The 25,073-nt window shown below is 39.7% G+C and carries 24 protein-coding genes; 15 read left to right on the top strand and 9 right to left on the bottom strand.

Going from position 1 to position 25,073, the window contains the following annotated elements; translation table 11 throughout:
- Positions 1-10: 10 nt before the first annotated feature.
- From NYP54_RS06380 to NYP54_RS06350, 7 genes are all read right to left on the bottom strand, one after another.
- On the bottom strand, positions 11-1,396 hold the full coding sequence (locus tag NYP54_RS06380) for a hypothetical protein (RefSeq protein ID WP_283155806.1): 1,386 nt from the start codon (positions 1,394-1,396) through the stop codon (positions 11-13).
- A 16-nt stretch (positions 1,397-1,412) separates the two neighbouring features.
- Positions 1,413-2,231 carry an SDR family NAD(P)-dependent oxidoreductase gene (locus NYP54_RS06375; RefSeq protein WP_283155805.1) on the bottom strand — a complete coding sequence of 273 codons (819 nt, stop codon included), beginning with the start codon at positions 2,229-2,231 and terminating at the stop codon, positions 1,413-1,415.
- A 6-nt stretch (positions 2,232-2,237) separates the two neighbouring features.
- Complete coding sequence (locus NYP54_RS06370; protein ID WP_283155804.1) at positions 2,238-2,825, bottom strand: DUF4230 domain-containing protein; 588 nt, start codon at positions 2,823-2,825, stop codon at positions 2,238-2,240.
- Between the two features lie 281 nt (positions 2,826-3,106).
- Positions 3,107-4,525, bottom strand: a complete 1,419-nt coding sequence (gene gatB / locus NYP54_RS06365) for an Asp-tRNA(Asn)/Glu-tRNA(Gln) amidotransferase subunit GatB (RefSeq protein WP_283155803.1) — start codon at positions 4,523-4,525, stop codon at positions 3,107-3,109.
- Positions 4,522-5,973, bottom strand: a complete 1,452-nt coding sequence (gene gatA, locus NYP54_RS06360) for an Asp-tRNA(Asn)/Glu-tRNA(Gln) amidotransferase subunit GatA (RefSeq protein WP_283155802.1) — start codon at positions 5,971-5,973, stop codon at positions 4,522-4,524. Before gatA ends, gatB begins: the two co-directional genes overlap by 4 nt.
- 11 nt (positions 5,974-5,984) lie before the next feature.
- On the bottom strand, positions 5,985-6,272 hold the full coding sequence (gene gatC / locus NYP54_RS06355) for an Asp-tRNA(Asn)/Glu-tRNA(Gln) amidotransferase subunit GatC (RefSeq protein WP_283155801.1): 288 nt from the start codon (positions 6,270-6,272) through the stop codon (positions 5,985-5,987).
- A 59-nt stretch (positions 6,273-6,331) separates the two neighbouring features.
- Positions 6,332-8,656 carry an EAL domain-containing protein gene (locus NYP54_RS06350; protein WP_283155800.1) on the bottom strand — a complete coding sequence of 775 codons (2,325 nt, stop codon included), beginning with the start codon at positions 8,654-8,656 and terminating at the stop codon, positions 6,332-6,334.
- Between the two features lie 193 nt (positions 8,657-8,849).
- Between NYP54_RS06350 and ubiG the strand changes: the two genes are divergently transcribed.
- From ubiG to NYP54_RS06320, 6 genes are all read left to right on the top strand, one after another.
- A complete protein-coding gene (gene ubiG / locus NYP54_RS06345; RefSeq protein ID WP_349293376.1) occupies positions 8,850-9,551 on the top strand; it encodes a bifunctional 2-polyprenyl-6-hydroxyphenol methylase/3-demethylubiquinol 3-O-methyltransferase UbiG in 702 nt (233 codons plus the stop codon).
- The gene (locus NYP54_RS06340) at positions 9,514-10,212 is read left to right on the top strand and encodes an HAD-IA family hydrolase (protein WP_283155798.1); all 699 of its coding nucleotides are present in this window, start codon (positions 9,514-9,516) and stop codon (positions 10,210-10,212) included. Before ubiG ends, NYP54_RS06340 begins: the two co-directional genes overlap by 38 nt.
- 62 nt (positions 10,213-10,274) lie before the next feature.
- Positions 10,275-10,955, top strand: coding sequence for a hypothetical protein (locus NYP54_RS06335; protein ID WP_283155797.1), 681 nt, complete (start codon positions 10,275-10,277; stop codon positions 10,953-10,955).
- 56 nt (positions 10,956-11,011) lie between these two features.
- The gene (locus NYP54_RS06330) at positions 11,012-11,992 is read left to right on the top strand and encodes a hypothetical protein (protein WP_283155796.1); all 981 of its coding nucleotides are present in this window, start codon (positions 11,012-11,014) and stop codon (positions 11,990-11,992) included.
- A 78-nt stretch (positions 11,993-12,070) separates the two neighbouring features.
- Positions 12,071-13,288 (top strand): aromatic amino acid transport family protein, encoded by a 1,218-nt coding sequence (locus NYP54_RS06325; RefSeq protein ID WP_283155795.1) that lies wholly within the window; start codon positions 12,071-12,073, stop codon positions 13,286-13,288.
- A 50-nt stretch (positions 13,289-13,338) separates the two neighbouring features.
- The gene (locus tag NYP54_RS06320) at positions 13,339-14,517 is read left to right on the top strand and encodes an IS3 family transposase (protein WP_283155794.1); all 1,179 of its coding nucleotides are present in this window, start codon (positions 13,339-13,341) and stop codon (positions 14,515-14,517) included.
- 75 nt (positions 14,518-14,592) lie between these two features.
- Here the strand turns inward: NYP54_RS06320 and NYP54_RS06315 are convergent, their stop codons facing one another.
- A complete protein-coding gene (locus tag NYP54_RS06315; protein ID WP_117001459.1) occupies positions 14,593-15,039 on the bottom strand; it encodes a hypothetical protein in 447 nt (148 codons plus the stop codon).
- 247 nt (positions 15,040-15,286) lie between these two features.
- Between NYP54_RS06315 and NYP54_RS06310 the strand changes: the two genes are divergently transcribed.
- The 5 genes from NYP54_RS06310 to NYP54_RS06290 all read left to right on the top strand — a co-directional run bounded on the left by NYP54_RS06310 (position 15,287) and on the right by NYP54_RS06290 (position 20,734).
- On the top strand, positions 15,287-16,102 hold the full coding sequence (locus NYP54_RS06310; protein WP_283155793.1) for a nitrilase-related carbon-nitrogen hydrolase: 816 nt from the start codon (positions 15,287-15,289) through the stop codon (positions 16,100-16,102).
- Positions 16,103-16,123: 21 nt separating this feature from the next.
- A complete protein-coding gene (gene rimO, locus NYP54_RS06305) occupies positions 16,124-17,467 on the top strand; it encodes a 30S ribosomal protein S12 methylthiotransferase RimO (RefSeq protein WP_283155792.1) in 1,344 nt (447 codons plus the stop codon).
- A 129-nt stretch (positions 17,468-17,596) separates the two neighbouring features.
- Positions 17,597-17,797 carry a DUF378 domain-containing protein gene (locus tag NYP54_RS06300; protein ID WP_117001456.1) on the top strand — a complete coding sequence of 67 codons (201 nt, stop codon included), beginning with the start codon at positions 17,597-17,599 and terminating at the stop codon, positions 17,795-17,797.
- A gap of 204 nt (positions 17,798-18,001) precedes the next feature.
- The gene (locus tag NYP54_RS06295; RefSeq protein ID WP_283155791.1) at positions 18,002-18,919 is read left to right on the top strand and encodes a porin family protein; all 918 of its coding nucleotides are present in this window, start codon (positions 18,002-18,004) and stop codon (positions 18,917-18,919) included.
- Positions 18,920-19,063: 144 nt separating this feature from the next.
- Complete coding sequence (locus NYP54_RS06290) at positions 19,064-20,734, top strand: lytic polysaccharide monooxygenase (RefSeq protein WP_283155790.1); 1,671 nt, start codon at positions 19,064-19,066, stop codon at positions 20,732-20,734.
- 8 nt (positions 20,735-20,742) lie between these two features.
- Here NYP54_RS06290 and NYP54_RS06285 read toward each other — a convergent pair whose 3' ends face one another.
- Positions 20,743-21,081: a P-II family nitrogen regulator gene (locus NYP54_RS06285; protein ID WP_117001453.1), complete on the bottom strand. Its 339-nt coding sequence runs from the start codon at positions 21,079-21,081 to the stop codon at positions 20,743-20,745.
- Positions 21,082-21,159: 78 nt separating this feature from the next.
- Between NYP54_RS06285 and NYP54_RS06280 the strand changes: the two genes are divergently transcribed.
- From NYP54_RS06280 to hemE, 4 genes are read left to right on the top strand one after another with little or no spacing between them, the layout of a single operon-like run.
- Positions 21,160-21,414 (top strand): accessory factor UbiK family protein, encoded by a 255-nt coding sequence (locus NYP54_RS06280; RefSeq protein WP_151192938.1) that lies wholly within the window; start codon positions 21,160-21,162, stop codon positions 21,412-21,414.
- A 5-nt stretch (positions 21,415-21,419) separates the two neighbouring features.
- A complete protein-coding gene (locus tag NYP54_RS06275; protein WP_283155789.1) occupies positions 21,420-22,928 on the top strand; it encodes a YifB family Mg chelatase-like AAA ATPase in 1,509 nt (502 codons plus the stop codon).
- 21 nt (positions 22,929-22,949) lie between these two features.
- A complete protein-coding gene (locus NYP54_RS06270) occupies positions 22,950-23,864 on the top strand; it encodes a lysophospholipid acyltransferase family protein (protein ID WP_151192936.1) in 915 nt (304 codons plus the stop codon).
- Entirely contained in the window at positions 23,861-24,901 is a 1,041-nt protein-coding gene (hemE, locus tag NYP54_RS06265; RefSeq protein ID WP_283155788.1) for a uroporphyrinogen decarboxylase, read from the top strand. The genes NYP54_RS06270 and hemE overlap by 4 nt, the downstream gene beginning before the upstream one ends.
- Positions 24,902-25,073 lie beyond the last annotated feature (172 nt).

The following is a 25,073-nucleotide window of genomic DNA, read 5'->3' as shown; positions in this document are numbered from 1 at the left end:
AACGCATGCATTAGCACTTTCGCAAAGTGAGCTGTGTGATGAAATTAAATATGATCACCAATAGCACAAGAATAAGTAAACTCGATAGCAATACCTCTTTAAAAGCCATCATGGAATAACGATGTAGTAATGAGGCAATGCTTAAATAGATCACCGGAATAAACCCTTGATACAAGATATTAAGATAGGTGCTTAATAGAGTATTTGTTTGATTTGAATATTGATTGGTAAAGATGATTTGTCTTAGGTTAAACATGACGACATATTCAACAATTGCATAAATAACAAAAAATACAATAAAGGCAAGCAACACCCACGCTATATTGGCTGAGCCAATGGTGTAAAAGCACCACAATAGCGGCAACATCAACATACCAAATAAAAAGATATTCTGGCGTATGGTTGCATCAGTTGTTTGGCTTTTCTTGCGCAAAATAAGGCGCAATCCAATGATTACGACAATTAATGAAAACACAGGCTCTAATGGATAAACCGCCTGATAGATTTGTGCAAGTTGATCGTTGAATAAAAACAAGAGGACCGATGACATCAATACATAAACAACAATGCTGTATTGACTAGCGCCATTGATACAGAGCATGACATAGCGTGGTTTGGTTTTGATCGCAATGGCAATGCTCAGAAAAGCAATAATGACAATGACAAGTGCGTCAGCGATATTATGCCAACGATACATTAATGCACCACACAATAGTGCTAATAATGCGCCTATCGCAAAGGATAATAAGCATTTTAAAAACACCTGTATGTTGAAGGACTTAATGCCCCGCACAAAACGGAAGTAATAAAAAATAGCACCGCAAATTGAAGTTGCCAAGGTGAAAGGTAACAACAGATTTAAAAAGGAAAAGCCAACAAATAAAATGGTGACGATAATCCCAAGGGTGTTGACGATAAATGACATCAGGTTGTTTTTAATCTCATTAGAAAGTGAGTTTTCTGCGACAAGTTGATAACGTTTAGTATGTAATACGACTTGATTGCCAAGATACGATAGTAAAAAGAAATGCACCCCCATCGTCATGTATAAAGCACCACCGCCAAAGCGTCCGGAGAGTAAAATATAGGTGGTTAGCATCAATAAAAATGGGCAAAAAAATCCAACCATTGTTAGCGCGTCTGATTTTTGTTTGACATCTTTGACAAGTTTTTCAGTCAGCATGACAGTAAGCCAAGTAATGAGCCCTAAAATCGCGCCAATAATCAGCATATCTGAGAAGAAATATAGCCGTTCAAAGTCATCTTTAAAAACTTGGTTAAAGCTGGAGATGCTTTCTGCTAATGCGCGAATAGGGACATATACCGGCAAAATGCAGAAATATAAAATACTCGGGTGACGTATGCAGTTAAGCAAAAAAGCGCGTTGTGGTGACATTGATGGTATTCCTTTATTAATATCTACTTAACACGCGCTCAAGTGCGCGACTAGATAACATCCATTTCAAGAGCTTAGCAATACGGGTGAATTTTGTGATGCTGTAGCGCGGTGCGGGATTTTTTGCTTTAAGAATTTTCGCAACAACCTTGGCTACAGCGATTGCTTCCTCGTTAAATGGTACAGGTTTATGATTACCTGACATCAATTTTTTATAATCACTTAAATGCACCGAATTTTTAAGCTCAATATTTTTAACGGTTTTCATCGAATTTTCTCGAATTCTACTGGTTACCGGTCCGGTGTTAAGTATCGTCATATGGATGTTAGAGCCTCTTAATTCTTGACGCATTGTATCGACCAGACCCTCAATGGCATATTTACTGGCATTATAAGCACCTCGATATTTAAGTGATACGAGCCCTAAGACAGAGCCATGCTGAATAATCTTACCATGACCTTGCTTACGCATAATTTTGAGTGCTTTGCATGTAAGATTATGAAGTGCGAAAAAATTCGTATCAAACTGCTCTTTGACGTGTTTTGTCGGAATATCCTCTAGAGCACCTGCTTGTGAGAAACCGGCATTATTAAATAATACATCTAATGTGCCGCCTGTTTTGTGCAGAATGTCAGCCAATCCGGCATCTATTTGCGCATCATCTAACACATCAATCAAGTAAGTTTCAAAGCCTTCGACCGTGAGTTTTTCAACGTCCTCTTGCTTTCTTGCTGAGGCAAAGACACGGTAACTTTGTGTTTTTAAGTATTTCGCTGTGGCATAACCGATACCGCCATGTGAGCAGCCGGTAATTAATATCGTTTGTTTGTCCATTATAAATTAACTCCAATTAATTTTGACTTGCCAATCAAATGGTTGATACATTTCTTGTAATATCTTGGCAATTTGCATTTGTGCTTGCGCGATATATTGACCACTACTTGCCAAATGACGCATGGATTGCTGTGCCAGTAAATAGGCTTTATCCGGTACTTGGTCTTTAGGGTCGGTATTGATCACCCCTAAACGTGGAATGACGCCAAAGGTGTAGTCTTGTTTGGTGATCAAGTGTGAGCGTTGATGGTTAATCTCAATACTCAACACGGTTGGTAAAGGTAATTTGATTGTTAGTATTTTGCGGGTTTTATCGATATTTATTTGTAGATGTTCAAGATCAACACCCAATAAAACGGAAGCATAAATATAATAAGATGCTTGAGTGTCAACAAACCAACCTTTATCTTCAAACTGTTCAATTTGGCTAAGCTCTAATCTCAGACTCGCCAGTTGGCTAATCGTTTTGACTTGGGCGACACTTGGGTAGAATTTTGCATTATCACTCGCAGTGTAATGCTGATAAAACCAAGTACCACTGGCTCCTAATACGATACAAATCACAAGTAGGATGAGTTTAGAAAAAATACGCATCACAACACCAGTACCACAAATAAAACGATGATTAATACTAATAAGCCCCAGTGTTTTATACGCACATTTATATCCTTAAATACTGAAGGTATACATTTTCTTTATTTCAACACCCCGCCTCACAGGCTCGGCACCCCTCTTGCAAAGAGGGGAATGTAAAACCAACCTTTGCCTAATTCCCCTCTTTGCAAGAGGGGTGGCAGCTGCAAGCTGACGGGGTGTTTTTAAAATCATAGCTTTTTCTAAAATGCGTAACCTCAGTTACATATGTTTAACTACAGTTATTCATTCAACTTCTTATTCAATAGTTCATTCACTTGCTTAGGATTTGCTTTGCCTTTACTGTTTTTCATGATTTGTCCAACAAAGAAGCTCAAAAGCTTCTTGTTACCGGCGCGATAATCTTGCACTTGTTGTGGGTTTTGCTCAAGTATCTCGTCAACCAAACTTTCAACCAACCCAAGATCATTGCTTTGGCGCACGCCGAGCTGATCAATAATACTTTGTATCGCTTGCGGTTGATCATAATAGTTTTGTAGTACGGTCTTGGCGGATTTTAAAGACACCTCATCCTTGTCAACGCATGCAATTAGCTCAAGTAATATTTCAATAGGCACGCGCTTTGCATCAAATGTGCTTTGCGCACGATTAAACACGGCTTGCAACTCAACGGCAACCCAGTTATATGCGGTTTTTGCTGAAATGCTTTTTGCTAATGCATCATAGTAATCCGCGACTGTCGGGTTATCCATTAGAAAATTGACTTCATCGGCATTAAGTGTCTTGGCATAGGTTTCACGGCGCACTTTTGGCAATAGTGGCATCTGTGAATGTATGCTTTCAATTTCTTCATTAGACAAGATAATAGGCAATAAATCAGGATCAGGGAAATAACGATAATCAAAGGCATTTTCCTTACTACGCATACTTCGCGTTTCATTATTATCTGGATCATAAAGCCTTGTTTCTTGAGTGATTATGCCACCTTTGTCAAGGACATTGACTTGACGCTGATACTCATAATGAATGGCACTTTCAATAAAACGAAATGAGTTGATATTCTTAAGCTCAGCTCTTGTGCCAAGATCCTCACCTGATTTACGAATCGATAAATTAACATCACAGCGAAATGATCCTTCTTGCATATTGCCATCACAAATCCCGAGATGCTGTACCAGTTGATGAAGGTCTTTAAGATAACAGATTACCTCCTCCGCACTGCGAAAATCCGGATGTGTCACAATCTCTAATAATGGTGTGCCGGCACGGTTATAATCTAAACCGGTTTGATCGCCAATAAAATCATGCACTGATTTGCCTGCATCTTCCTCAAGATGGGCGCGTTCAATGCGAATGGTTTTAATACCCTTATTCGTTGTAATCTCAAGTTGACCGTTTTGCACAATTGGATTATTAGATTGACTGATTTGATAGCCTTTGGGTAAATCAGGGTAGAAATAATTCTTGCGCGCGAAAAAGCTGTTTTTTGAAATTGTTGCATCAACAGCTAAACCAAACATCACTGCCATATCGATAGCTTGTTTATTAACAACGGGTAGCGTTCCTGGTAAGGCGATATCAAGAAAGCTCACCTGTGTATTTGGCTCTTGACCATAAAGGGTCGCCGCATTTGAGAAGATTTTGGCTTGTGTTTTAAGCTGGACATGTACCTCAAGTCCAATGACCATTTCATAACTCATGCCCCGACTCCTTGTAATAGTTGCTGTGGTAGGTGAAATTCTGTCTCACGCTGAAATGCACAGACTGCTTGCAATAATAAATGATCTTGGAAATTATTTGCCATTAATTGCGCACCAAACGGCATATGCTCAATCTGTCCAATAGGAAACGAAATCGCAGGCGCTCCTGTTAAATTGGCAATTAATGTATACATATCCGATAAATAGGTCGTTACTGGATCTTTTTGTGCGCCAAGTTTGGGTGCAGTTGTTGCGGCTGTTGGCAGTAAAATCATATCGATATTTTGATAGATCATATCAAGATCTTGCTTTAATTTGGCACGCACCTGTTGGGCTTTGTGATAATAGGCATCGTATTGACTCGCGGCTAATACGTAGTTGCCAATGACAATGCGACGCTTGACCTCGGCACCAAAACCCTCTGTGCGACTATTAATGTACAGCTCATCTAACGTATTTGCATGCTTGCTGCGATGGCCATAACGTACCCCGTCAAAGCGTGCTAAGTTCGTGGCAGCTTCAGCCGGTGCCAACACATAATAGCTTGACACAGCAGCTTGTAAATCAGGCAGTTGAATATCTTTAATCTTCGCACCTTGCTTTTGATAAATGGCAATACATTCTTGAAATAGTGCTTGTGCTTCAGTTGAGAGCTTTGATAATAATTGCCCATCAACACCAATGGTCAGATTCGTTACATCTTGCTGTAGTGATTTAGTGAAAAAATCTGGATCGGTTGCGATACTTGTGCCATCTTTCTCATCCTTACCTGCCATCGCTTGCAATAAATAAGCACAATCCTCAGCATAATGCGCCAATACGCCAACTTGATCAAAAGATGAAGCATATGCCACTAAACCATAGCGCGACAAGGCGCCATAGCTTGGCTTTATTCCGGTAATACCACAGAAGCTAGCAGGTTGTCTTACTGATCCGCCAGTATCACTACCTGTGGCAAAGGGGGTCAGTCCCGCGGCAACTGCAGCGGCTGAGCCACCGGAAGAGCCACCTGAAACATGGTTTAAGTCATAAGGGTTTTTCACCACACCAAAAAAACTATGTTCATTGGTTGAGCCCATACCAAACTCATCCATATTGGTTTTACCAAGCAGTGTCATGCCTTGATTTTTAAGCTTATCAACAATTGTGGCATTAAAGGGGGATTGATAATTGTTTAATATCTTTGACCCACAAGTGGTGGTTAATATATCAGTGCACAGATTATCTTTGTGTGCGATAGGAATCCCAGTTAATAGTGTTGCCTTGCCTTTGGTAATTAAATCATCCATTTCTTTGGCATGTGCTAAAACCTCGGCTTCATTGATTGATATAAAGGCGTTTAATAAGTTGTTTTTATGTTTTATCTCTTTTAAATACGTTGTTGTTAATTCAACAGCACTTATGGTTTTGTCATCAAGCTTTTGACGCAATGTTTTTAAAATACTCACGAGAATTCCTCTTATTCAATGACTTTTGGCACGATGAAATGCTGATTAGTAAACTCAGGTGCTATACGCTCAAAGTCGGCTGTATGATTTTGCATTTGAGGTGCATCTTCACGCGCTGGATAATGACTTAACAATGGTGAAATCATGGGATTAATATCATGCGTATCGACCAACTTAAGATTATCAAATAGATTAAAAATATTATTCAGATTATATTCAAACTGTGCCAATTCTTCCGGCTTGGCGCTAAGTTTTGAAAGCATGAGAATATGCTTTAATTCCTGCTGCGAGATTGCCATTTACTGGTTTCCAAAGCTGCTTTTATATAGGCAATTATCGTAGCATTGTTAAGTGAGAATTAAAACAATTGATGATGAGGTTTGTGCTCGATAAAGTGGGTTGCATCATAGGCTGACAACGGTACGCTGAAATAGTAGCCTTGAATGTAGTCGCAGTGCACTTTCTTTAATAGTTGATATTGCTCAATGGTTTCAACACCTTCAGCAACCACAGTACTCCCTAAACGGTGACTCAAATCAATGATACTTTCAACAATAAGCTTACTGTTGATGTTGGTTAACATGTCATCAATAAAGATTTTATCAATTTTAATGTTATCAATCTGTGCATGAATCAAATAACTTAGTGAACAAAAACCCGTACCAAAATCATCAATGGATATTTTAAACCCCATATTTTTAAGGGTATTTAGCACTTGCGATGTATTGTCTAAATTTTCCATAATCACCGTTTCGGTGACCTCAAAGGTAACATATGCACTGGGGATAGTCATTTGTGCCATTAAGTGCTCTAAGAATGCCAATAAAACTGAAGGATTATTGATTTGTACGGCTGAGAGATTGATTGAAATGCTTGGTTTGTGAATGATTGTTTCATCCTCATGCCACTGATGCAGTTGGTAAAATGCTTGGCGAATTACCCAAGCGCCTAGTTCAACAATTAGCTTGAGCTCTTCAGCAACAGGAATAAATTCACCGGGTGACACCTCGCCCAAATAACGATTATGCCAACGCAGCAACACTTCAAAATGCATTTGTTGTTTATCATTCAAATGAATGATCGGTTGAAACATAAGGTAAAATTCATTGTTTTTTATCGCATTAGCCAAATGCTTGCCCAGCTCAAGTTGACGGAAATAACGTGCGCCGATATTTTCATTGAAGATACAATAACTATTGCCGCCGGCTTTTTTACAATCCCTGATTGCCATATCGGTATATTGCATTAATGTCTCACGATCACTCGCATGCTCCAGCGATATTGCTGCACCTATGCTTGCTTTAAGGTTAATGGGATAATCGTTGACTAAAATTGACTGGTGAACAACTGCAAACAAGTGATTGATAATAAGCTTGACATCATCGAGTGTGCGAATGTCTTTAAGGACAACGACAAACTCATCACCGCCAATACGTGCAACAAAGTCACTTTTGCGCGTACTTGATTTTAGACGTGTGGCAATTTCACGCAATACAATATTACCGAAATAGTAGCCAAAGCTGTCATTGATGTTTTTAAAATGATCGATATCAATATGCAATAAGGCAACTTTTTTATTGTTGGCTGTCTCGTCTATAAGGATTTTTTCAAACACGGTCTCAAAGTATCTGCGGCTTGGCAATCCGGTATGCTCATCCTCGTTCAATAACTGATAAAATCGACTGTTCTCAATCATGACTTTATTGAGCATAGGACGCAATAAAAGGTATAGCAATAAGATAAAAATAATAACAAATCCAAGAATTGTGAGTGGGATATGTGATAAGTTGCGCCAAACGCTTGAAGCAACTGTTTTTTTATCTACACCTAAAGCTAAGACTTGTTGTCCATTAATGCGTTCAAAATAGTATTTTTTATCTTGGATCAAAAGATTGGAATGTTCTTGTGTTTTTAACTGCGTTAATACTTCGCTTGGCAACGTCGTGAGATTGTTGGCAAAACCTGAGCTTATTGCTTGCCACGAGCTACCACTCTTGATAAACCAATAAAAGTCACGCTTTTGTGTCAGGCTTTCAGATTCAAACTTATTCAGTAGCTTACTTAAGTCAAAATAGAGCCGATCATAACCAATAATCTTGCGATCTTGTCCCATTTGTGTATAAATTGGACTGGTTAGCACTGCAGTGAGTCCATCATTGCCAATGGCAAATGTAAGCGCTTTTTTATCAAATCGTTGATGTTGCTTGGTGCCCACTTCAACCAATAAATGTCCATTACTTTCAAAACGCTGTATAGATTGTAAAGCAGCACTTGAGACAAGGGCGGATGCCAAAATTTGCCTTAAGGCATTCACCTCATCGATAATGGCATCACCATATTGGTACTTGCGCTCGATTTCCTCCGTCAACCATGCAGCTTGTGTGCGGCTACTTATCTGTAATGCAACGCTTCGCGCTTCTGATAAAGACAGTTGAATCTCTGTTTTATAGCCGTCTAATACTTCTTCATAATAATGGTTAATTGTGCGCTGTGTTTGTTGATAAAAAGGATAAAATGACAAAACAAAAACGGTTAGGGAGGCAAGGATAAGCAAAATAATAGTACTGATCAACACACGCCAAAATATTTTTTTACCGATGAGTTTATTAACCTTGCGGGCTTCACTCATTCTATTGGCTTTTTTAGCTTTTTTGGCTTTTTTGAGTTTATCAAATATCTTCAAAATCCGTCATCCTTGTCGCTATCAACTACCATTACTTGTGTCGTTTTCCCAGTATAGCGCTAATAATTTATTTTTCGAGCGATCAGCTGAACATTTCCATCACTGGCTATTTGTTAATTTTTTATATCGCAACAATAGCGCGGTTTGTTATGATGGCATAAGTTTTAAAACAGCGACATAGAAGCAATAAATTATCATGAATGTTGATCAAACTGAAATTAATAAATTTAGTGCATTGGCGCACCAATGGTGGTGTGAAGATGGCGAATTTCGCACATTGCATCAAGTCAACCCCTTGCGTGTGCAGTTTATTGAGGAATGTGCAGGCGATTTGGCACAATTAAATATTGCTGATATTGGTTGTGGTGGTGGTATTTTGGCAGAAGCCATGGCTCAGAAAAATGCAAGTGTTACTGGTTTGGATCTTGCTGAAGCCTCTTTGAGTGTTGCCAAGCTTCATCTATTAGAGTCAAAGCTTGTCATTCGCTATTTAAAAGATTCCGTTGAAAACCTAGCGCAAAATGAGCCGCAAAGTTTTGATGTCGTCACCTGTATGGAAATGCTTGAACATGTGCCTGATCCTGAGAGTGTTATTCGTTCATGTGCAGAGCTTTGTAAAGCAGGTGGCTGGGTGTTTTTCTCAACATTAAATCGCAATTTCAAGTCTTTTGCATTATCCATTGTTATGGCGGAATATGTCATGGGGCTTATCCCTAAAGGCACGCATGAATACAGTAAGTATATTAAGCCACTGGAGCTGATTAATGCTGCAAAAAAATATGGTCTTCGAGTCACTAAAATCAAAGGTTTGCATTATAACCCACTGACTAAAAACCTATCTCTAGGAGGTAATGCTGATGTTAACTACATCGCCGCATTTACCAAGGAGTCCTAAATACCCACTTGATTTGTTGTTATTTGATCTAGATGGCACCTTACTTGACTCATCCGATGGCATCTTTGATGCGATTAGGCATGCGTTTATCCGCCATAAGCTAGAGGTTGACTTTAACGCAGATACACTAAGGCAACATGCTGGTCGCGGTGTTGAATTTCTATTAACAAAAATTAATGAACAACTTACTCGTGAGCAACTTAATGTTTTAAAGTATGATGCGTTTATGCATTATCAACAGCATGCCGCTGATATGACACACCCCTTTGTTGGCGCACATGAGTTAATGAATACTTTACATCAGCAACGGATTGGTTGGGGAATTGTTACCAGTAAGACGCGTAAATTAACCGAAGCCGTGATTGCGAAAGTACCACAATATCAGGAGGCTAAAATCGTGATTTGCGCGGATGATTTATCTTATAAAAAACCGCATCCTATGCCAATCATCCATGCGCTTAAAACGCTTGATAAAATACCGCAAAATGCAGCTTATATCGGCGATACTAAGCCAGACATGTTGGCTGCCAAACACGCGCATTGCTATCGCATTTTTGCTGATTATGGTTATGAGGCAAATACGATGAATGATGATGACTATGATTTAAAAATTTCAAACTTGGAGCAATTACGCCAGTGGATTATCTATACGCTTGTCTAAGCGAAAACACCCCAGAACCAGGATCTATTTATTATTATGCTTATCGGCATTGCTCGGAGGATATGACTAAAGTTCTTTACGCCTTGGATCAGTTAAAATATCAATGGCTTAAAGCATCAGAGCTATACTCAGAACCCTATCCTAGTCTGCAAAAACTGCAATGGTGGCAGCAGGCTTTAACCAATTTAAAGGATCGTCGTGATCATCCATTGTTGACTATTTTGTATCAGAGTTTTGAGTTTGATTCATTGCAGGAATATTTATTGAGCGACTTGAATTATGCCTTACAAACGATTGCTGAAGGGCGTAACTATCAATACTCCCTTGATTTAAGTGAGAGCTTCCTTGGTATTGCTAAACTTAAAGCACATGCACTTCAGTTTAATGAACTAGAGCAAATCAAAACTTTAAATCACATCGATGAGTTGTTGCGCCACATATTGATGATCGGCAAACATTTTTCACGTAATATTATTTTGAATAGCACGCTCACACCACAAGTCACGAAAGAAAGCTTTCACCAAATAATGAATGAATTAATGCAGTATATTCATACTTTAAAACAACATTTACATCTCACAGCAGCGCAAATAAAGCAGCTTAAACCATTGATCGCACTTCATAAACAGCAAATGCTATGTGTTAAAAAGTTTATCAAAAAAGTGGATAATCCTTTTGTTGAGAGTATTCATGTTTCGTCATTTGCATTATTATTTACAAGTGTATCTGCATCAAAACTTTAACCTGTCGGGTTTTTCTTATACAATCACTTTTAATTTAAATCTGCCGCATTGCTGCTATGAAAAGAAAATATTTAATCTTGTTGCTGAGTCTAGCGATTACCCACGGCGTATTTGCTAATGGTGATTCATCGAAGTCATTAGATAAAAATGATCCATTGTCGATCAAGCCGTTGCTTAAAGATCTTCTTATGCAAAATCAGCAAACGCTTAATCGTTTGACAGGGGAGGTGCAAGCGCTCAAAAAATCAAGACAACAAGATACTCCTGTAGTCCCTAAAAAAGCGGAGCAGACAACTTCACCAATGGATCGTGAAGCAATGAATAGTCCAATTTTCTTACCAGGTGGCGCGCCAATGCCAGAAGGGTATAATGATCGCTATAGCAATCAGCAACAGCCAGCTCAAGCAGCAACTGACAGTAACAAAGACAAATCCGCAGATGATGACGCGCAAACAAAAAGTCAAAATAATGACAGCACAAGTAGTAGCTCATCCAATTACAACAACCCTTATAGCAATAATTACAACAACTACTCTGGTGGATCATACTTCCCAAGCACATCCACTAAATTCCAAGCAACTTTTAGCTCAGTCAATAGAAGTTACAGCTATGGCATTGCTAAAGAGGGTAATGCGTTTATTAATCCTTTTGCTAACATCTCAGACAGTAATGCAATTAGTCTTAAAATCACCGGCAACTCAAGCGGCTCTAGCTCGACGTATACTTCAATTAAATTTTGTAACTCCAATTTTACGACATGCAATTCGGCATTAAGCATGTCAAGCAATACGACAAATATCACCAGTGATCAACTGGTGAGCGGAAGCTCTAGTTATTCATTAACAAGCCTTACTTTTAATGGAACAGCTGCGAATTACCAAGTGGCGCGTCTTTATGCGCAAATCACCAATAGCTCAAGCACAACAACAAATATCAGCTTTTCGTTTCCAGTCGCCAACTGCGCAGTTGCTGACAGCGGTGATTTAAGTTGCAGTTTAAGCACCAGTGGTGTTGCAGTTTCTGTCGCGAGTAATTAATCACTGACTAACAGCATTGCTGAAGTTTTCATTCATCGTTACAATGCCTGAACCTTAGATTATCCATTAGAAATAATTATGTCGTTATCTTCACGCGGGTTTGGCTCTGCTATGATTATCACAGGCACGAGTGTCGGTGCGGGGATGCTTGCCATTCCTGCTACAGTTGCTGCTTGCGGCTTTTGGTTGGCAAGTTTGCTATTGATTGTTGTTTGGTTTGTTATGATGCTCACAGCCTTGCTGTTAGCTGAAGTCAATCTTGCCATGCCAAATGGCACGAACTTTAGCCGTATGGCACATGCGACTTTAGGTAAAGGGGGGCAACTTATTACATGGGTTTCATACCTATTGTTACTTTATTCATTAACAGCTGCTTATAGTGCAGGTGGTGGCAATCTTGTTGCCAGTGGTTTAAATAGAGTAGGATTATTTTTACCTGATGCAGCAAATAGTGCGATTTTTATTTTGATCCTTGGTTTCTTTGTCTATATTGGCACGCGCGCCGTTGATCATGCCAACAAGGCATTAATGCTTATTAAATTTCTGGCATTCTTTGCCTTTGTTGTTGCGATCGTGCCAAGCATTCAGCAGACTTTGCTTGATGTTGAAACACGTTCATTCAATTTTGTCTGGATTACATTCCCGATTTTAATCACCTCCTTTGGTTTTCATCATATCATTCCAACACTGCGCAGTTATGTTAATTCTGATCGAGCAACTTTACGTAAAGCCATTATTTTTGGCAGTTTTATTCCCTTAGTCATTTATCTTGTATGGGTATTATGCACACTTGGATCAATTCCTATCTATGGTGCTGAAAGCTTCCAAAGCATCATTCAAAGTGGTAATACCTCGGCAGGGATTGTTGGCAGCTACCACAGTACACATATTGGTAGCTTTGCCTATCTATTTGAATCAGTTGCAATAACCACCTCCTTTTTGGGTGTCACTTTGGGACTGTTTGATTTTAACCGTGATACATATCAGTTACAACGACCAACACATATCAATAAAATAGCTGTTTTCGTGATTACGTTCTTGCCTCCATTTTTATTTGCTGTTTTTTATCCTCAGGGTTTCATTATTGCATTAGGCTACGCCAGCATTTTTGTTGCAATTTTATTAATTGGATTGCCTGCCGCAATGACCTGGGTTATTCGTGCGCGTCAAAATAAAAACCACCTCCTAAGTAAAACTTATCTTGGTATTATTTTACTAATCGCTGGCGCGATGATCCTGCTTGAAATATTAACGTTATTTTATAATACCCCAAGAAATTTAAACAGTATCTTTTGAAATTCATTTCCGATATATTGTTGAAAGTGAAATGAACAGAGGGCGTATTTATGAGCACAAAAAGGACAAGTTACTCATCCGAGTTTAAGGTCAAAGTTGTATTGGAATTATTGGCAAATGAGCTTACGTTAGCAGAGCTTGCTAGCAAGCATAATATAACGACAAAAAACATCCAAAACTGGAAGAAAATCTTCTTGGATAATGCCGTTATTGCTATGGAGCCAGCCAAGGCGGTTAAAGAGTACAAGTCTGAAAATGATAAGCTTCAACACGAGGTGGATAAGTATGCTAAGAAAGTTGGTCAGCTTACTATTGAGAGGGATTGGCTTGAGGGAAAGCTCGCAAGCTTGGACTTATCAACTAGAAAATCTATGGTAGAGTCCAAGCTAGAAACTATTTCCATAGTTAAGCAATGCCAATTACTGGGTATTAATCGAGGCACCTGCTATTACACGCCTAAAATCAATAAGGAAGCACTTAAAATTAAAGCGCATATCCAGAAAATCCATGAAGAAATCCCTATTTATGGTGCGCTGAAGGTTCATCAGCAATTGCTTGAGGATGGATTTAGTGTCAGCGTGAATACGGTGCAGAAATACCGTCAGGAAATGGGCTTAAAAGCGGTGTTGGCTGTCAGGTTTCCTAATTTGTCCGAGCCTTGTAAACAACATGTTAAATACACTTATAAACTGCGTGGTATTAATATTTGTCGCGTTAACCAAGTGTGGTCTACTGATATCACGTATGTGAAGCTTAAGGGTGGTATGGTTTATCTTGCTGCGATAATTGATTGGTATTCAAAAGCCGTATTAAGTTGGCGTATATCGAATACGATGGATAGTAGCCTGGTAATGAGTGTTTTGCATGAAGCCCTTGATCGCTTTGGCAACCCTGAGATTTTTAACACTGACCAAGGCAGTCAATATACCTCGCATATACATACTGAGGCATTATCCAGTAGAGGTATTACTATTTCAATGGATGGCAAGGGGCGAGCTACTGATAACATTTGTATTGAGCGTTTTTGGCGCAGTGCAAAATGCGAGCGAATTTATCTTAATGAATATGGTTCTTTGCCTGAGCTTAGGTCTGATCTTGCTGATTATATTGATTTTTATAATCACCGTAGATTTCATGAGAGCTTGGGATACAAAAAACCAATGAATGTGTACAAAGAAGGTGCTATTGAATTTAAAAGTCAGGTGCAAAAAACATTGCAGGTTGCATGACATGTATAGGAATAAGAATTTTTAAAAAACTGTATTGACACTTTGGGGTAGAATATTTAATGTATTACCAACTCTCTAATGCAGCGTTCTGTTCTCACTACTTAGCACCATATCGTAACTATAGCTATTGGTTTTACCGAGCTCTTCATCAATGAAATCTTGCCAGTTAAGTAAATCATCGATTTCACCTTGAACGGCAATAAACTGTTGATATTCGTCAAGGTAATAATCTAGGGCTTCATCAAGATCGGTTTGATGGTCTTTAGCATACATATATAACTGGTAGACTAACTCCATTTTTTTGTAGAATTCATCGAGTGTCAATGCGGTAAATACCTGACGTTGTTGCCCTTGATAAAAGATATTCACCGCATAAAGGACAACTTTTTTCTTGTCATCAATACAGCACTGCGCTTGTACGTTATAGCCGAAATAAGATAAAGCTAATTCAAAATACTGACAGCAACTATCGAAATGAATGCGTTGTTGCTTGGTAAACAATTGATCGATTGACGTAGTCATAGCGCATCCTCCTATTGTTGGTTAGCCGCATGGCCCTGCGCCGCCGTTAGCCCTATGCTTCCAGCGCAGCTAACACCTTACCTATCTTTAGTATAGCAGCATATTAAAATACGCAACCCCATTTTTTATCTTTATTTACTTTTTTTGCTTTTTTGCAAAAAAATATCTTAATGCGCGCTTAACTACTGCTTTATTGTTGCTTGATGGAGTTATATACTAACCCCATAGCTTTAAGGACAGCAGGGATATGATGACAAAGATTGCAATCGCTCAAATCAATGCATGCATGGCAGTTGGCGTTAACTTGCTTTGCTTGAAACGGATGATTGAGCGCGCAGCTGATAGTGGTGCAAAACTGATTATCTTTCCTGATCGCTGTGCACTGTTTTCGATGAACTCATCAGACTATGAAATCAATAAAGAGATTTTAGGCGAAGGACGTATTCAAGATTATTTACAGAAATTAAGTCGTGACAATAATATCTGGATTATCGCCAGCGGCATTCCCATAGTGTCGGAATACAGCAAAGAAAAATACTATTTAGCAAGTGTTGTTTATAATAGCGCTGGTGATTTATATGAAGTCTATTATCATTTGGCGCCCACCTTGCCTTATGCCTTTCAATGGACGCACAGCTTACTTCAAGATCAAGAGTATGGTGAAATGGTTAAGGTGATTAAAACGCCATTTGCCAATATTGGTTTAATTTCCACCTATGACTTATTTTTACCTGAAGTTTTTCGCTATTTGAAGAAACAAGGTGCCGATATCTTCGCAGTGAGCGCGGCGTTTACTCAAGATATGGGGGCGCATGCTTGGATGACACTTCTTAAAGCACGTGCGCTTGAAAACAGTAGCATGATTCTTGCTGCCAATCAAAGTGGCATTCATGAGGATGCGGATTTGCTTTTCCATGGCAATAGTATGGTTGTCGATCACAATGGACAACTTGCACAGCGCATCGAAATGGGAGAGCAATTACTCTATGCTGAGATTGATACAAAATATTTTAAAAATATTTGTTTTGATCAAAATCCATTCCAGTTACAATACCGCAGATAAAATTAACCTAAAGGTATTTATATGCAGGTAACCATGCCAAAAATTGGCTTTGTCAGCTTAGGCTGCCCTAAAAATTTAGTTGATTCTGAACGTATTATTACAAAATTAAAAACCGACGGTTATGAGATTGCTGCCGATTATAGCAATGCTGACTTGGTCGTTGTAAACACCTGCGGTTTTCTAAACTCGGCAATTGAAGAGTCGCTTGAGGCGATAGGAGAGGCTCTTGATGAAAATGGCAAAGTCTTAGTGACTGGCTGTTTGGGCAAAAAATCAGATATGATTCGTGAGAAGTATCCCAATGTTTTGGGTATTTCAGGCCCTCAAGATTATGAGAGTCTTGTCAAAGCCGTGCATGATAATTTGCCGATTGAACATCATGCTTTTACTTCACTGGTTCCTGCTCAGGGGATTAAGTTAACACCACGCCATTATGCTTATCTTAAAATTTCTGAAGGCTGTAATAACAGCTGCACTTTCTGCATTATTCCCGATATTCGCGGCAAGCTAAGCTCACGAAAGCTTGATGATGTTATGCTTGAAGCAAAACGCCTTGTTAATGCAGGCGTTAAAGAGCTTTTGGTCATCTCGCAAGATACCAGTGCTTATGGCGTGGATATCAAATATGCTGAGGCTAAATGGAATGATGAAACTTACCAAAGTCGTTTTATCGATTTAGCGCGTGCCTTATCAACCTTAGGTGTTTGGATTCGCATGCATTATGTCTATCCTTACCCGCATGTTGATAAAGTGATTTCACTGATGGCAGAAGGGAAAATTGCACCGTATTTGGATATTCCTTTTCAACATGCCTCACCACGCATTTTAAAGCTGATGAAGCGTCCTGCAAATGCGACAAACACACTTGAAGCGATTAAGCGTTGGCGTGCAATTTGCCCAGAGCTTACTATTCGTAGTACATTTATCGTCGGCTTTCCAGGAGAAACCGAAGAAGACTTTATGACGCTATTAAACTTCCTAGAAGAAGCTGAGCTTGATCGAGTTGGTTGCTTTACTTATTCTGAAGTTGAAGGTGCTAAAGCCAATGATTTGCCAAATCTTGTGTCAGAAGAGGTTAAACAACAACGCCTTGAACGTTTTATGGCAGTGCAATCAAAAATCAGCGCTAAACGGTTACAACGCCATGTTGGAACTATTCAGAAAGTCATCATCGATGAGATTCGTCATGATGAGAATATTGCATTAGCACGCACACAATACGACGCGCCAGAAGTTGATGGTGTTGTCATTATTGAAGATGTTAATGATCACAAAGGTATTGCCAAAGGTGTGTTTGTAAACGTTGAGATTTTTGCTGCTAATGAGCATGATCTATTTGCAAGATTGAAGATGGATTCGCAATAAACTTCTATAGCTAAAGCAATGAAGCACTGTTTTTTATATATCAATTGAACTAAAATCGCAAACAGGTTAGGTTGTTTTCAAAACAAAAACCTGTTTGTTTTTTATTAATAAACGCCATAAGGAGATATTATGCGCTTTTTAAATACATTACTGATGCTGCTGACGATTATCGGCGGCTTTAACTGGTTTACTTCATCAGTTTTTAACTTCAATATTATTACCAGCGTTTTCCATAGTTCACCAACCTGGCAAAAAATTGCTTATGTGATTATTGGTTTAGCTTCTTTGTACTGCTTAAGCCTGTTAAAACAAATATATAAAACCAAATAATCTACAAATTCTGCATAATCCGTTTGAGCTCATTATCTATTGTGTCCATACCCATCATAGATCATTTTGCAGTGTCTAGTTGCAAAGTAGTTTGTGAAGATTTTGGCAAGTTGGATTGCAGGTAATAGCTAGGACTATTGTCAAAATTCAACTTGCCAAAAGCACGCAAAATACAAAGCAAAAAATTCTGTAAAATGGTTTGTGATGGGTATATACTCTAGAAAATTATGCGATATGGAAGCTATCTTAATTATGTGGAAAAAAAGCATTGTTACTTCATTATTAATGACTTCGTGCTTGGGCGCGGCATTAGCTGATGATGTTTCTCTCCCTTCGACAAATTTTAATTTTGATGTCAAAACGGTCTCTTCAGATTCGACCTATAAACCGATGTTGGGCTTTGTTGATCAAGGTAAAACCTATATTAAATTTCCACCAACGGTGACGCGCAATAATATGCCGTTGATTCTGGTGGATCAGTTGGGCGATGGCGATGCGCCGATTATTTCATGGGATCAAGGCTATGTTGTTATTAATCAGCCATCAACGCATGTTAAGGTCTATAACCCGCGCACGAAGAAGCTTATTTATGATCTGACTTTCCCTGATCAGTTTAACTATAGCAAAGTCGCGCCTTCACCAAGAATTTTACCTTATGAGTTTGCCGGATTCTTTATGGGTGCCACGGTTGGGATGTCCAATATTGGTGGCAAAGGTAACTCAGCTTCAGGTGGCTTAAAGCTCGGTTATGACTGGCATTTCACCAAAGGTTTCTTAGCTGGTTTTGAGCTCGGGCTTAACTACGATGGTAAAGTCTCAAAAGACTCAGTGGATTATAAAAGCTGGGATATAAATGCGATGCTTAGAGCTAAATATTTATTCCAATCGGGCTTTAATGTTACCGGCAAGGCAGGGGTCGCTTATGTTAAAAACAGTCAATCAACACCAGTTGGGAAACCGACAAACAGTATAGGCAATAGTATTGCCCCGCGTGTTGGTGCCGAGGTCGGCTATTTATTTACCAATGGTATTGGTTTAAATCTGGAATATGATCACCTTTTCTCAAACTCAAAAGTACTATCTGTCAATACTTTCCAAGTGGGTATTTCTTATATCTTCTAATGCCTTGTGGGTGTCTTAATCCATGTAAATTGCATTTGCAAAATGCGAGAATAAATAATTCTTATATCGCTATTAGTTCTTTGAATTTCACACGTTGGCGCGAATTTCATACACTGCTACAAAATTATTTTCTAGGAGTTATTGATGAAATTGCGTTCTATTTTTTTAGTATCAAGTTTGCTGTTAAGTTCAGGTACTGTTTTTGGTCATGGGGCATTATCTTTCCCAGACAGCAGGCAATGGCTTTGCTCAGGTGGTGCGACACCCAACAATGGTGTGTGGTGGAATGGTCACAATGGCGCAGATGTATGTAGCGTTGATTTGCATGGTGAAGGCATCAATCAGGTCATTACTGATTGGAGTGGGGTTGCTCAAGGTGCGGCAGCGGGTTGGTCAAATGATCCTGCGTATCTCAATGATCCACGTAGCGCGCATATTGCTATTATGGATGGCAAAGATGCGCCGATTTGTTCGGCAAATTTAGACAAATATCGTAGTCTAGAGGATGATCAGTGGACGATTGACCAAGGTGATAATCGCTATCCTGTTAAGCTTGAAGCAGGTAAGAATCAATTTACTTATGCAGTAACCGCGCCACATAAGACTTATGGTAAGGGTTATATAGACATTTATATTACGCGTGATGATTGGCAAATTAATAACGCATTGACTTGGAATGATCTGGAAGAAAAGCCCATTTGTCATTATGTGCCGAGCACGAGTGAATCAGCTTTGCAATCCCCAGGATTAGGTGGTTTTGAGAGTTTTTCATGCACGATTCCTGAGTCCAAAGCAGGTCAACATATTATTTATGCAGTATGGCAGCGTGATGATAGTGCGGAAGCTTTTTATTCTTGTTCCGATGTTGTTATTGGAAGTGATATCCCTACACCACCTGAAGATATTGTATGGCAAAAAGTAAAGAATGTTTCTGGGGAAAGTATTCTGCCTAGTCTAGATGTTAAACCAGAAGATACGGTGACTGTTGACGTCTGTACAGTGAATGCGCATAGTCAGTGCTACACAGCTTCTTATCAACCTAAATCAGGCAATGACGCAAAATTATGGCAACAAAAGCTAGCACAGCAATTTAACCAAACTCATGATCACAAAGATATTCAAATTGGGGTGCTTAGCCGTGATGGTAAAGAGATCGAAACCAATTCACCTTCAGGTTATAGTGTTTACCAGACAAAAACATCGCCAGTAAACTATCAATGGCGTATCGAACATCATGCAGTAACGCCAGAACCAATTGAAAGTGTGTGGACACCACTTGCAGGTAAAGAGGGTAGTGCTGTCTTTGGTGCTCAATCAGAAAATGGTTATAAACAAAATGACCAGCTTAATTTCAGATTATGGCGCAGTGATGTCTTTGATTCTGGGCGTTTAGGTGGTTATGAAGAAGCAATTGAAGTGCCAATGGTGATTGATCATTTAGCAACATGGAAGTCACAGTATATTGCTAAATTAAATAATGAATTACAGCCATTTGGCGTTGTGATTGGCGTCTTGCAAGATGATGATACGGTTAAACCGATTGAAGGTGGCGTTAATATGGTTTATATCAATACGGAGATCGAGCAGAGTAATCATATTGAATACACTTGGCTTTTGGAGAATAAAGGACAAGTTTCACCTGAGCCAACACCGGATTTGCCAGAATGGTCAAGTGCTATAGGCAGCTACCACATAGGCAGTAAAGTCATCAGAAATGGTGTAACTTACACCTGTACGGGGCATGAAGGGTGGTGTAATCAAAATGCCTATGATCCAGCAGGAATATTTGGGCATGGCACGTGGACTAAAGACTAAGGAGGATTTTAAACTGCCTCATTATCAGTTTCACCAGTACGGATACGAATGACTTCTTCAAGGTGGGTGATGGTGATTTTGCCGGCACCAATTTTATCGGCTTTATTGGTGTCAATAATCGCCTTGATAAAATCTTGTTGCTGCTCATCTTTGCAGATAACTTCCATTTTTATCTTAGGCAAAAAGTCAACGGCATATTCAGCACCGCGATAAAGCTCTGTATGACCAAGTTGACGGCCAAAGCCTTTGATTTCAGTGATAGTAATGCCAGTTGCACCAGTGCTGAGTAAAGCCTCGCGTGTGCGGTCAAGTAGATGCGGTTTGATATAGGCGGTAATTAGCTTCATGCGCGAATTGATTTGTCAATTTGGCTGTCTATGCTACATTATGCACTATCTATTAGTAAAGCATTTAAGTGACTGAGCATGAAACTAAACAATAAAATAATCGATGATGTTGCCAGTAAGATTTCCAATGGTATTCCAAGTGGCTTCAAAACAATGGCGAGTGAATTTGAAAATAATTGCAAAAGTGTTTTAAAAGCAAGCTTTGAGAAGCTGGATCTCGTCACGCGTGAGGAGTTTGATATCCAAAAAGAAGTGCTAGCAAAAACACGTTTAAAGCTCGAGGCACTTGAGAAAAAAGTCGATGAGCTTATTGCTAAGCAAGGAAATAAGTAGCTGTTATGTCACTAGCTACGGTCTTTAGCCGCGCGCAATTGGGCGTGAATGCACCACAAGTAACAGTGGAAGTGCATTTATCGCATGGATTGCCAAGCTTATCGATCGTAGGATTACCTGAAGCCGCTGTTAAAGAGAGTAAAGATCGCGTTAGAAGTGCGATTATTAATTCAGGATTCCAATTCCCAAGTAAACGCATCACTATTAATTTAGCTCCTGCTGATTTGCCTAAAGAAGGTGGGCGTTATGATTTGCCGATTGCTATTGGTATTTTAATTGCATCTCAACAAGTTATCGCACCCGATATTGAGGATTACGAATTTGCTGCTGAGCTATCCTTAAGTGGTAAGTTAAGACCGGTAAAGGGTATTTTGCCGTTTGCCATTCAAAGCCTAAAGCATCAACGTAACCTCATCATTGCGTCAAAAAATGAAAGTGAAGTTGCCTTATTGCCAAATCTTCATGCGTATGCGGCTAAGAGTTTGATGGATGTTGTTTTGCACTTATCGAAAACACAATTTATCAAAGAGGCACAACAAGCTGAAGGTGTGATGCCAAATAATGCATTTGAGTTAGATTTAAGTGATGTTAAAGGTCAGTTTCAAGCTAAGCGTGCATTAGAGATTGCTGCAGCTGGTGGGCATAATCTCTTATTTGTCGGACCTCCGGGCACGGGCAAGACGATGCTCGCATCGCGCTTTAATACAATCTTGCCCAAGCTTTCGATGGATGAGGCTTTAGCAACGGCAATGGTTGCATCTATTAAAGGTGCGCGGGATGTTGCTGAGCATTTCTATCAGCGCCCATTTCGTTCCCCTCATCATACATCATCGGCAGTCTCTCTTGTTGGCGGTGGATCAAATCCAAAGCCAGGAGAGATTTCTTTAGCGCATAATGGTGTGTTGTTTTTAGATGAGCTGCCAGAGTTTGATCGCAAAGTATTAGAGGTTTTACGTGAGCCACTTGAGTCTGGCAAGATCGTGATCTCAAGGGCGAGTGCGCAAGTTGAATATCCGGCTAAATTTCAATTAATTGCGGCAATGAACCCGTGCCCTTGTGGGTTTTTAGGCTCACAGCGCAAAGCGTGTAAAGACACGGATATGCAAATAAAGCGTTATCAACAAAAACTCTCAGGCCCACTATTAGACCGCATTGATCTGCAAGTTGAGGTACTTGAGGTTGAGCATGATGATTTGATTGCGGGCGTGCAAGGCGAGTCAAGTCACGATGTCAGAGTGCGTGTGATTACAGCGCGAGATCTACAAATCAAGCGCCAAGGGAAAATTAATGCCGAACTTCAGGGCAAGGAAATTGATCAATTTTGCATTTTAGGGGATAATGAGCGGCTGTTGTTGTCGGATGCTATTGAAAAGCTCGGTTTATCGGCAAGAGCGTATCACCGAGTGGTTAAAATTGCGCGGACGATTGCTGATTTGGCAGCACAAGAGATGATTGCAAAGCATCATATTCAAGAGGCATTAAGCTATCGTAAATTTGAACGCTTTCAGCAATAAAATAAAAAACGGTAAAATGCGATGAAGAAAATAGGTGCTCAAGCCCTGATATTAATATTGTTTCTGTGGGGAAAGTTAAGTTTTAAAACAGCGCAGCGTATTGGTGCGATGATTGGGGTGTTACTTTATTATTGTAAAAGCGATATGCGTCGCATAGCACGTATCAATATTGATAAATGTTTTCCTGAGTTAAGTGACTATCATAAACGTAAACTGGTTAAGAAAACTTTGCAGCAAACCTGTATGACAGGGGCTGAAATGCCGGGAATCTTATTCAAAAATCCGCAAAAACTATTGAAACAAATTCAAGTGGTACATGGCGGAGATGTTTCACAGCGTTTGTATGAAGAAGGGCGTGGCGTCATGGTTGTCGCGCCTCATTTAGGTAGTTATGAAATTGCTTCGATGTATTATTCAAGTAAATATCCTTCGGCGATGTTATACACACCACCTAAGATAAAAACGCTGGATAAGCTTATTCTGCGTGCGCGCTCACGCTTATGCGAAAACATGTCACCTGCCAATCAAAAAGGGGTGAAAATGCTATTTAAAGCCATAGCAAGAAAGGAAGTGATTGCGATGCTAACCGATCAAGTGCCGGTTGATGCGGGCGGTAATTATATTGATTTCTTTGGCAATCCTGCCAAGACGATGAATTTTGCTGGGAAATTATATGAGCGCTACAAGCCTGCGGTTGTGTTAAGCTATGCAGTTAGAAATGCTGATGGCAAAGGCTTGACATTGTTTAATGAGGACTTGGAGCCTTTGATTAAGCGCTATCAAGCAATTGATGGCATTGAAGATCCAGTAGCTTACGCCTTTACCAAGCGGTTTGAAGAAATTATTCGCCAATATCCAGAGCAATATCAGTGGACATACAAGCGGTTTAAATATCACCCTGACGGGATCGATTATTATAAAAAGGATAAGAAATGAGAACATTGTTTTTAGATGCCTTACAAGGCAAGCCGGTGACACAAACACCGCTGTGGATCATGCGCCAGGCTGGACGCTATTTGCCAGAGTATCGTCAGACACGCGCCAAGTTTAGTGATTTTATGCAGATGTGTCGACACGCTCAAGCTTGTTGTGAAGTGGCTTTGCAACCTTTAGATCGCTATGATTTAGATGCATCTATCGTATTTTCAGATATATTAACCATTCCAGAAGCTATGGGGATGGATCTTAAATTTGTCAGTGGAAAGGGACCAATTTTTTCTGCGCCATTGACAACTTTAAGAGACGTTGAGCGCTTAGATACCAAAGGTGCTATTGATAAATTGCATTATGTGTTTAATGCGGTTTCAACCACTAAAAAGGCGATTAAAGATCGCGTGCCATTAATTGGGTTTACTGGTAGTCCTTGGACGTTAGCGGCTTACATGGTTGAAGGACAGGGCTCAAAACAGTTTACGCAATTGCGTAAGATGCTTTATAGCGCGCCAGAGCTTTTGCATAAATTATTGTCTGATCTAAGCGTTGTGATTATTGGTTATCTGGATGAACAGATCAAAGCAGGTGCTGATGCAGTGATGATCTTTGATACGTGGGGTGGCATGTTAGCAGAAGGTAACTATGCAGCCTTTTCACTAAACTATATGCAAACGATCACAACTGAGCTTAAAAAACGTCATCCGCATGTGCCGGTGACACTTTTCACCAAGGGCGGTGGATTGTGGTTAGATCAGCTGATTAAAACCGACTGTGATGGTATTGGCATTGACTGGAGTATTGATATAGCGCGTGCAAGACAAGCCGTTGGCAATAAATTTGCGTTGCAAGGCAACTTAGATCCTGCAGCACTTTATGGTAGTAATCAAAGTATTATAGACTCGGTAAAAAGCATTGCTACAAGTCAAGCGCCATATAGTCGCTTTGTCTTTAATTTAGGACATGGCGTATATCCGGATATTTCACCGGATAAAGTTAAGGTGATGGTTGATGCCGTGCGTGAGTTTGGTGCTAAAGACTAAATGAATTAGAGATTAGAAATTTAAGTTAGTAAAGATAGGCTATGACCATATTCCTGCTCTCTTTGATTGTGTAAGCGTTGGCTGAGCGTAAGTCGAAGCCTTCATGAAGTGTGATTTGCCCAGGCTTACCCACTTCGACTGATGCTCAGTGCATCGCTTCGACTGATGCTCA

The organism is Cysteiniphilum sp. QT6929, assembly GCF_030035755.1.
Lineage (GTDB): Bacteria > Pseudomonadota > Gammaproteobacteria > Francisellales > Francisellaceae > Caedibacter > Caedibacter litoralis.
The sequence above is the reverse complement of the archived record's forward strand: the minus strand, read 5'-3'. Positions and strand labels throughout refer to the sequence as shown.

Coding starts and splice junctions, on each gene's coding strand:
- NYP54_RS06380 (WP_283155806.1), bottom strand. CDS start 1,396: ATGTCACCACAACGCGCTTTTTTGCTTAACTGCATACGTCACCCGAGT.
- NYP54_RS06375 (WP_283155805.1), bottom strand. CDS start 2,231: ATGGACAAACAAACGATATTAATTACCGGCTGCTCACATGGCGGTATC.
- NYP54_RS06370 (WP_283155804.1), bottom strand. CDS start 2,825: ATGCGTATTTTTTCTAAACTCATCCTACTTGTGATTTGTATCGTATTA.
- gatB (WP_283155803.1), bottom strand. CDS start 4,525: ATGAGTTATGAAATGGTCATTGGACTTGAGGTACATGTCCAGCTTAAA.
- gatC (WP_283155801.1), bottom strand. CDS start 6,272: ATGGCAATCTCGCAGCAGGAATTAAAGCATATTCTCATGCTTTCAAAA.
- NYP54_RS06340 (WP_283155798.1), top strand. CDS start 9,514: ATGTTAACTACATCGCCGCATTTACCAAGGAGTCCTAAATACCCACTT.
- NYP54_RS06335 (WP_283155797.1), top strand. CDS start 10,275: ATGACTAAAGTTCTTTACGCCTTGGATCAGTTAAAATATCAATGGCTT.
- NYP54_RS06330 (WP_283155796.1), top strand. CDS start 11,012: ATGAAAAGAAAATATTTAATCTTGTTGCTGAGTCTAGCGATTACCCAC.
- NYP54_RS06325 (WP_283155795.1), top strand. CDS start 12,071: ATGTCGTTATCTTCACGCGGGTTTGGCTCTGCTATGATTATCACAGGC.
- NYP54_RS06320 (WP_283155794.1), top strand. CDS start 13,339: ATGAGCACAAAAAGGACAAGTTACTCATCCGAGTTTAAGGTCAAAGTT.
- NYP54_RS06315 (WP_117001459.1), bottom strand. CDS start 15,039: ATGACTACGTCAATCGATCAATTGTTTACCAAGCAACAACGCATTCAT.
- NYP54_RS06310 (WP_283155793.1), top strand. CDS start 15,287: ATGATGACAAAGATTGCAATCGCTCAAATCAATGCATGCATGGCAGTT.
- rimO (WP_283155792.1), top strand. CDS start 16,124: ATGCAGGTAACCATGCCAAAAATTGGCTTTGTCAGCTTAGGCTGCCCT.
- NYP54_RS06300 (WP_117001456.1), top strand. CDS start 17,597: ATGCGCTTTTTAAATACATTACTGATGCTGCTGACGATTATCGGCGGC.
- NYP54_RS06295 (WP_283155791.1), top strand. CDS start 18,002: ATGGGTATATACTCTAGAAAATTATGCGATATGGAAGCTATCTTAATT.
- NYP54_RS06290 (WP_283155790.1), top strand. CDS start 19,064: ATGAAATTGCGTTCTATTTTTTTAGTATCAAGTTTGCTGTTAAGTTCA.
- NYP54_RS06285 (WP_117001453.1), bottom strand. CDS start 21,081: ATGAAGCTAATTACCGCCTATATCAAACCGCATCTACTTGACCGCACA.
- NYP54_RS06280 (WP_151192938.1), top strand. CDS start 21,160: ATGAAACTAAACAATAAAATAATCGATGATGTTGCCAGTAAGATTTCC.
- NYP54_RS06275 (WP_283155789.1), top strand. CDS start 21,420: ATGTCACTAGCTACGGTCTTTAGCCGCGCGCAATTGGGCGTGAATGCA.
- NYP54_RS06270 (WP_151192936.1), top strand. CDS start 22,950: ATGAAGAAAATAGGTGCTCAAGCCCTGATATTAATATTGTTTCTGTGG.
- hemE (WP_283155788.1), top strand. CDS start 23,861: ATGAGAACATTGTTTTTAGATGCCTTACAAGGCAAGCCGGTGACACAA.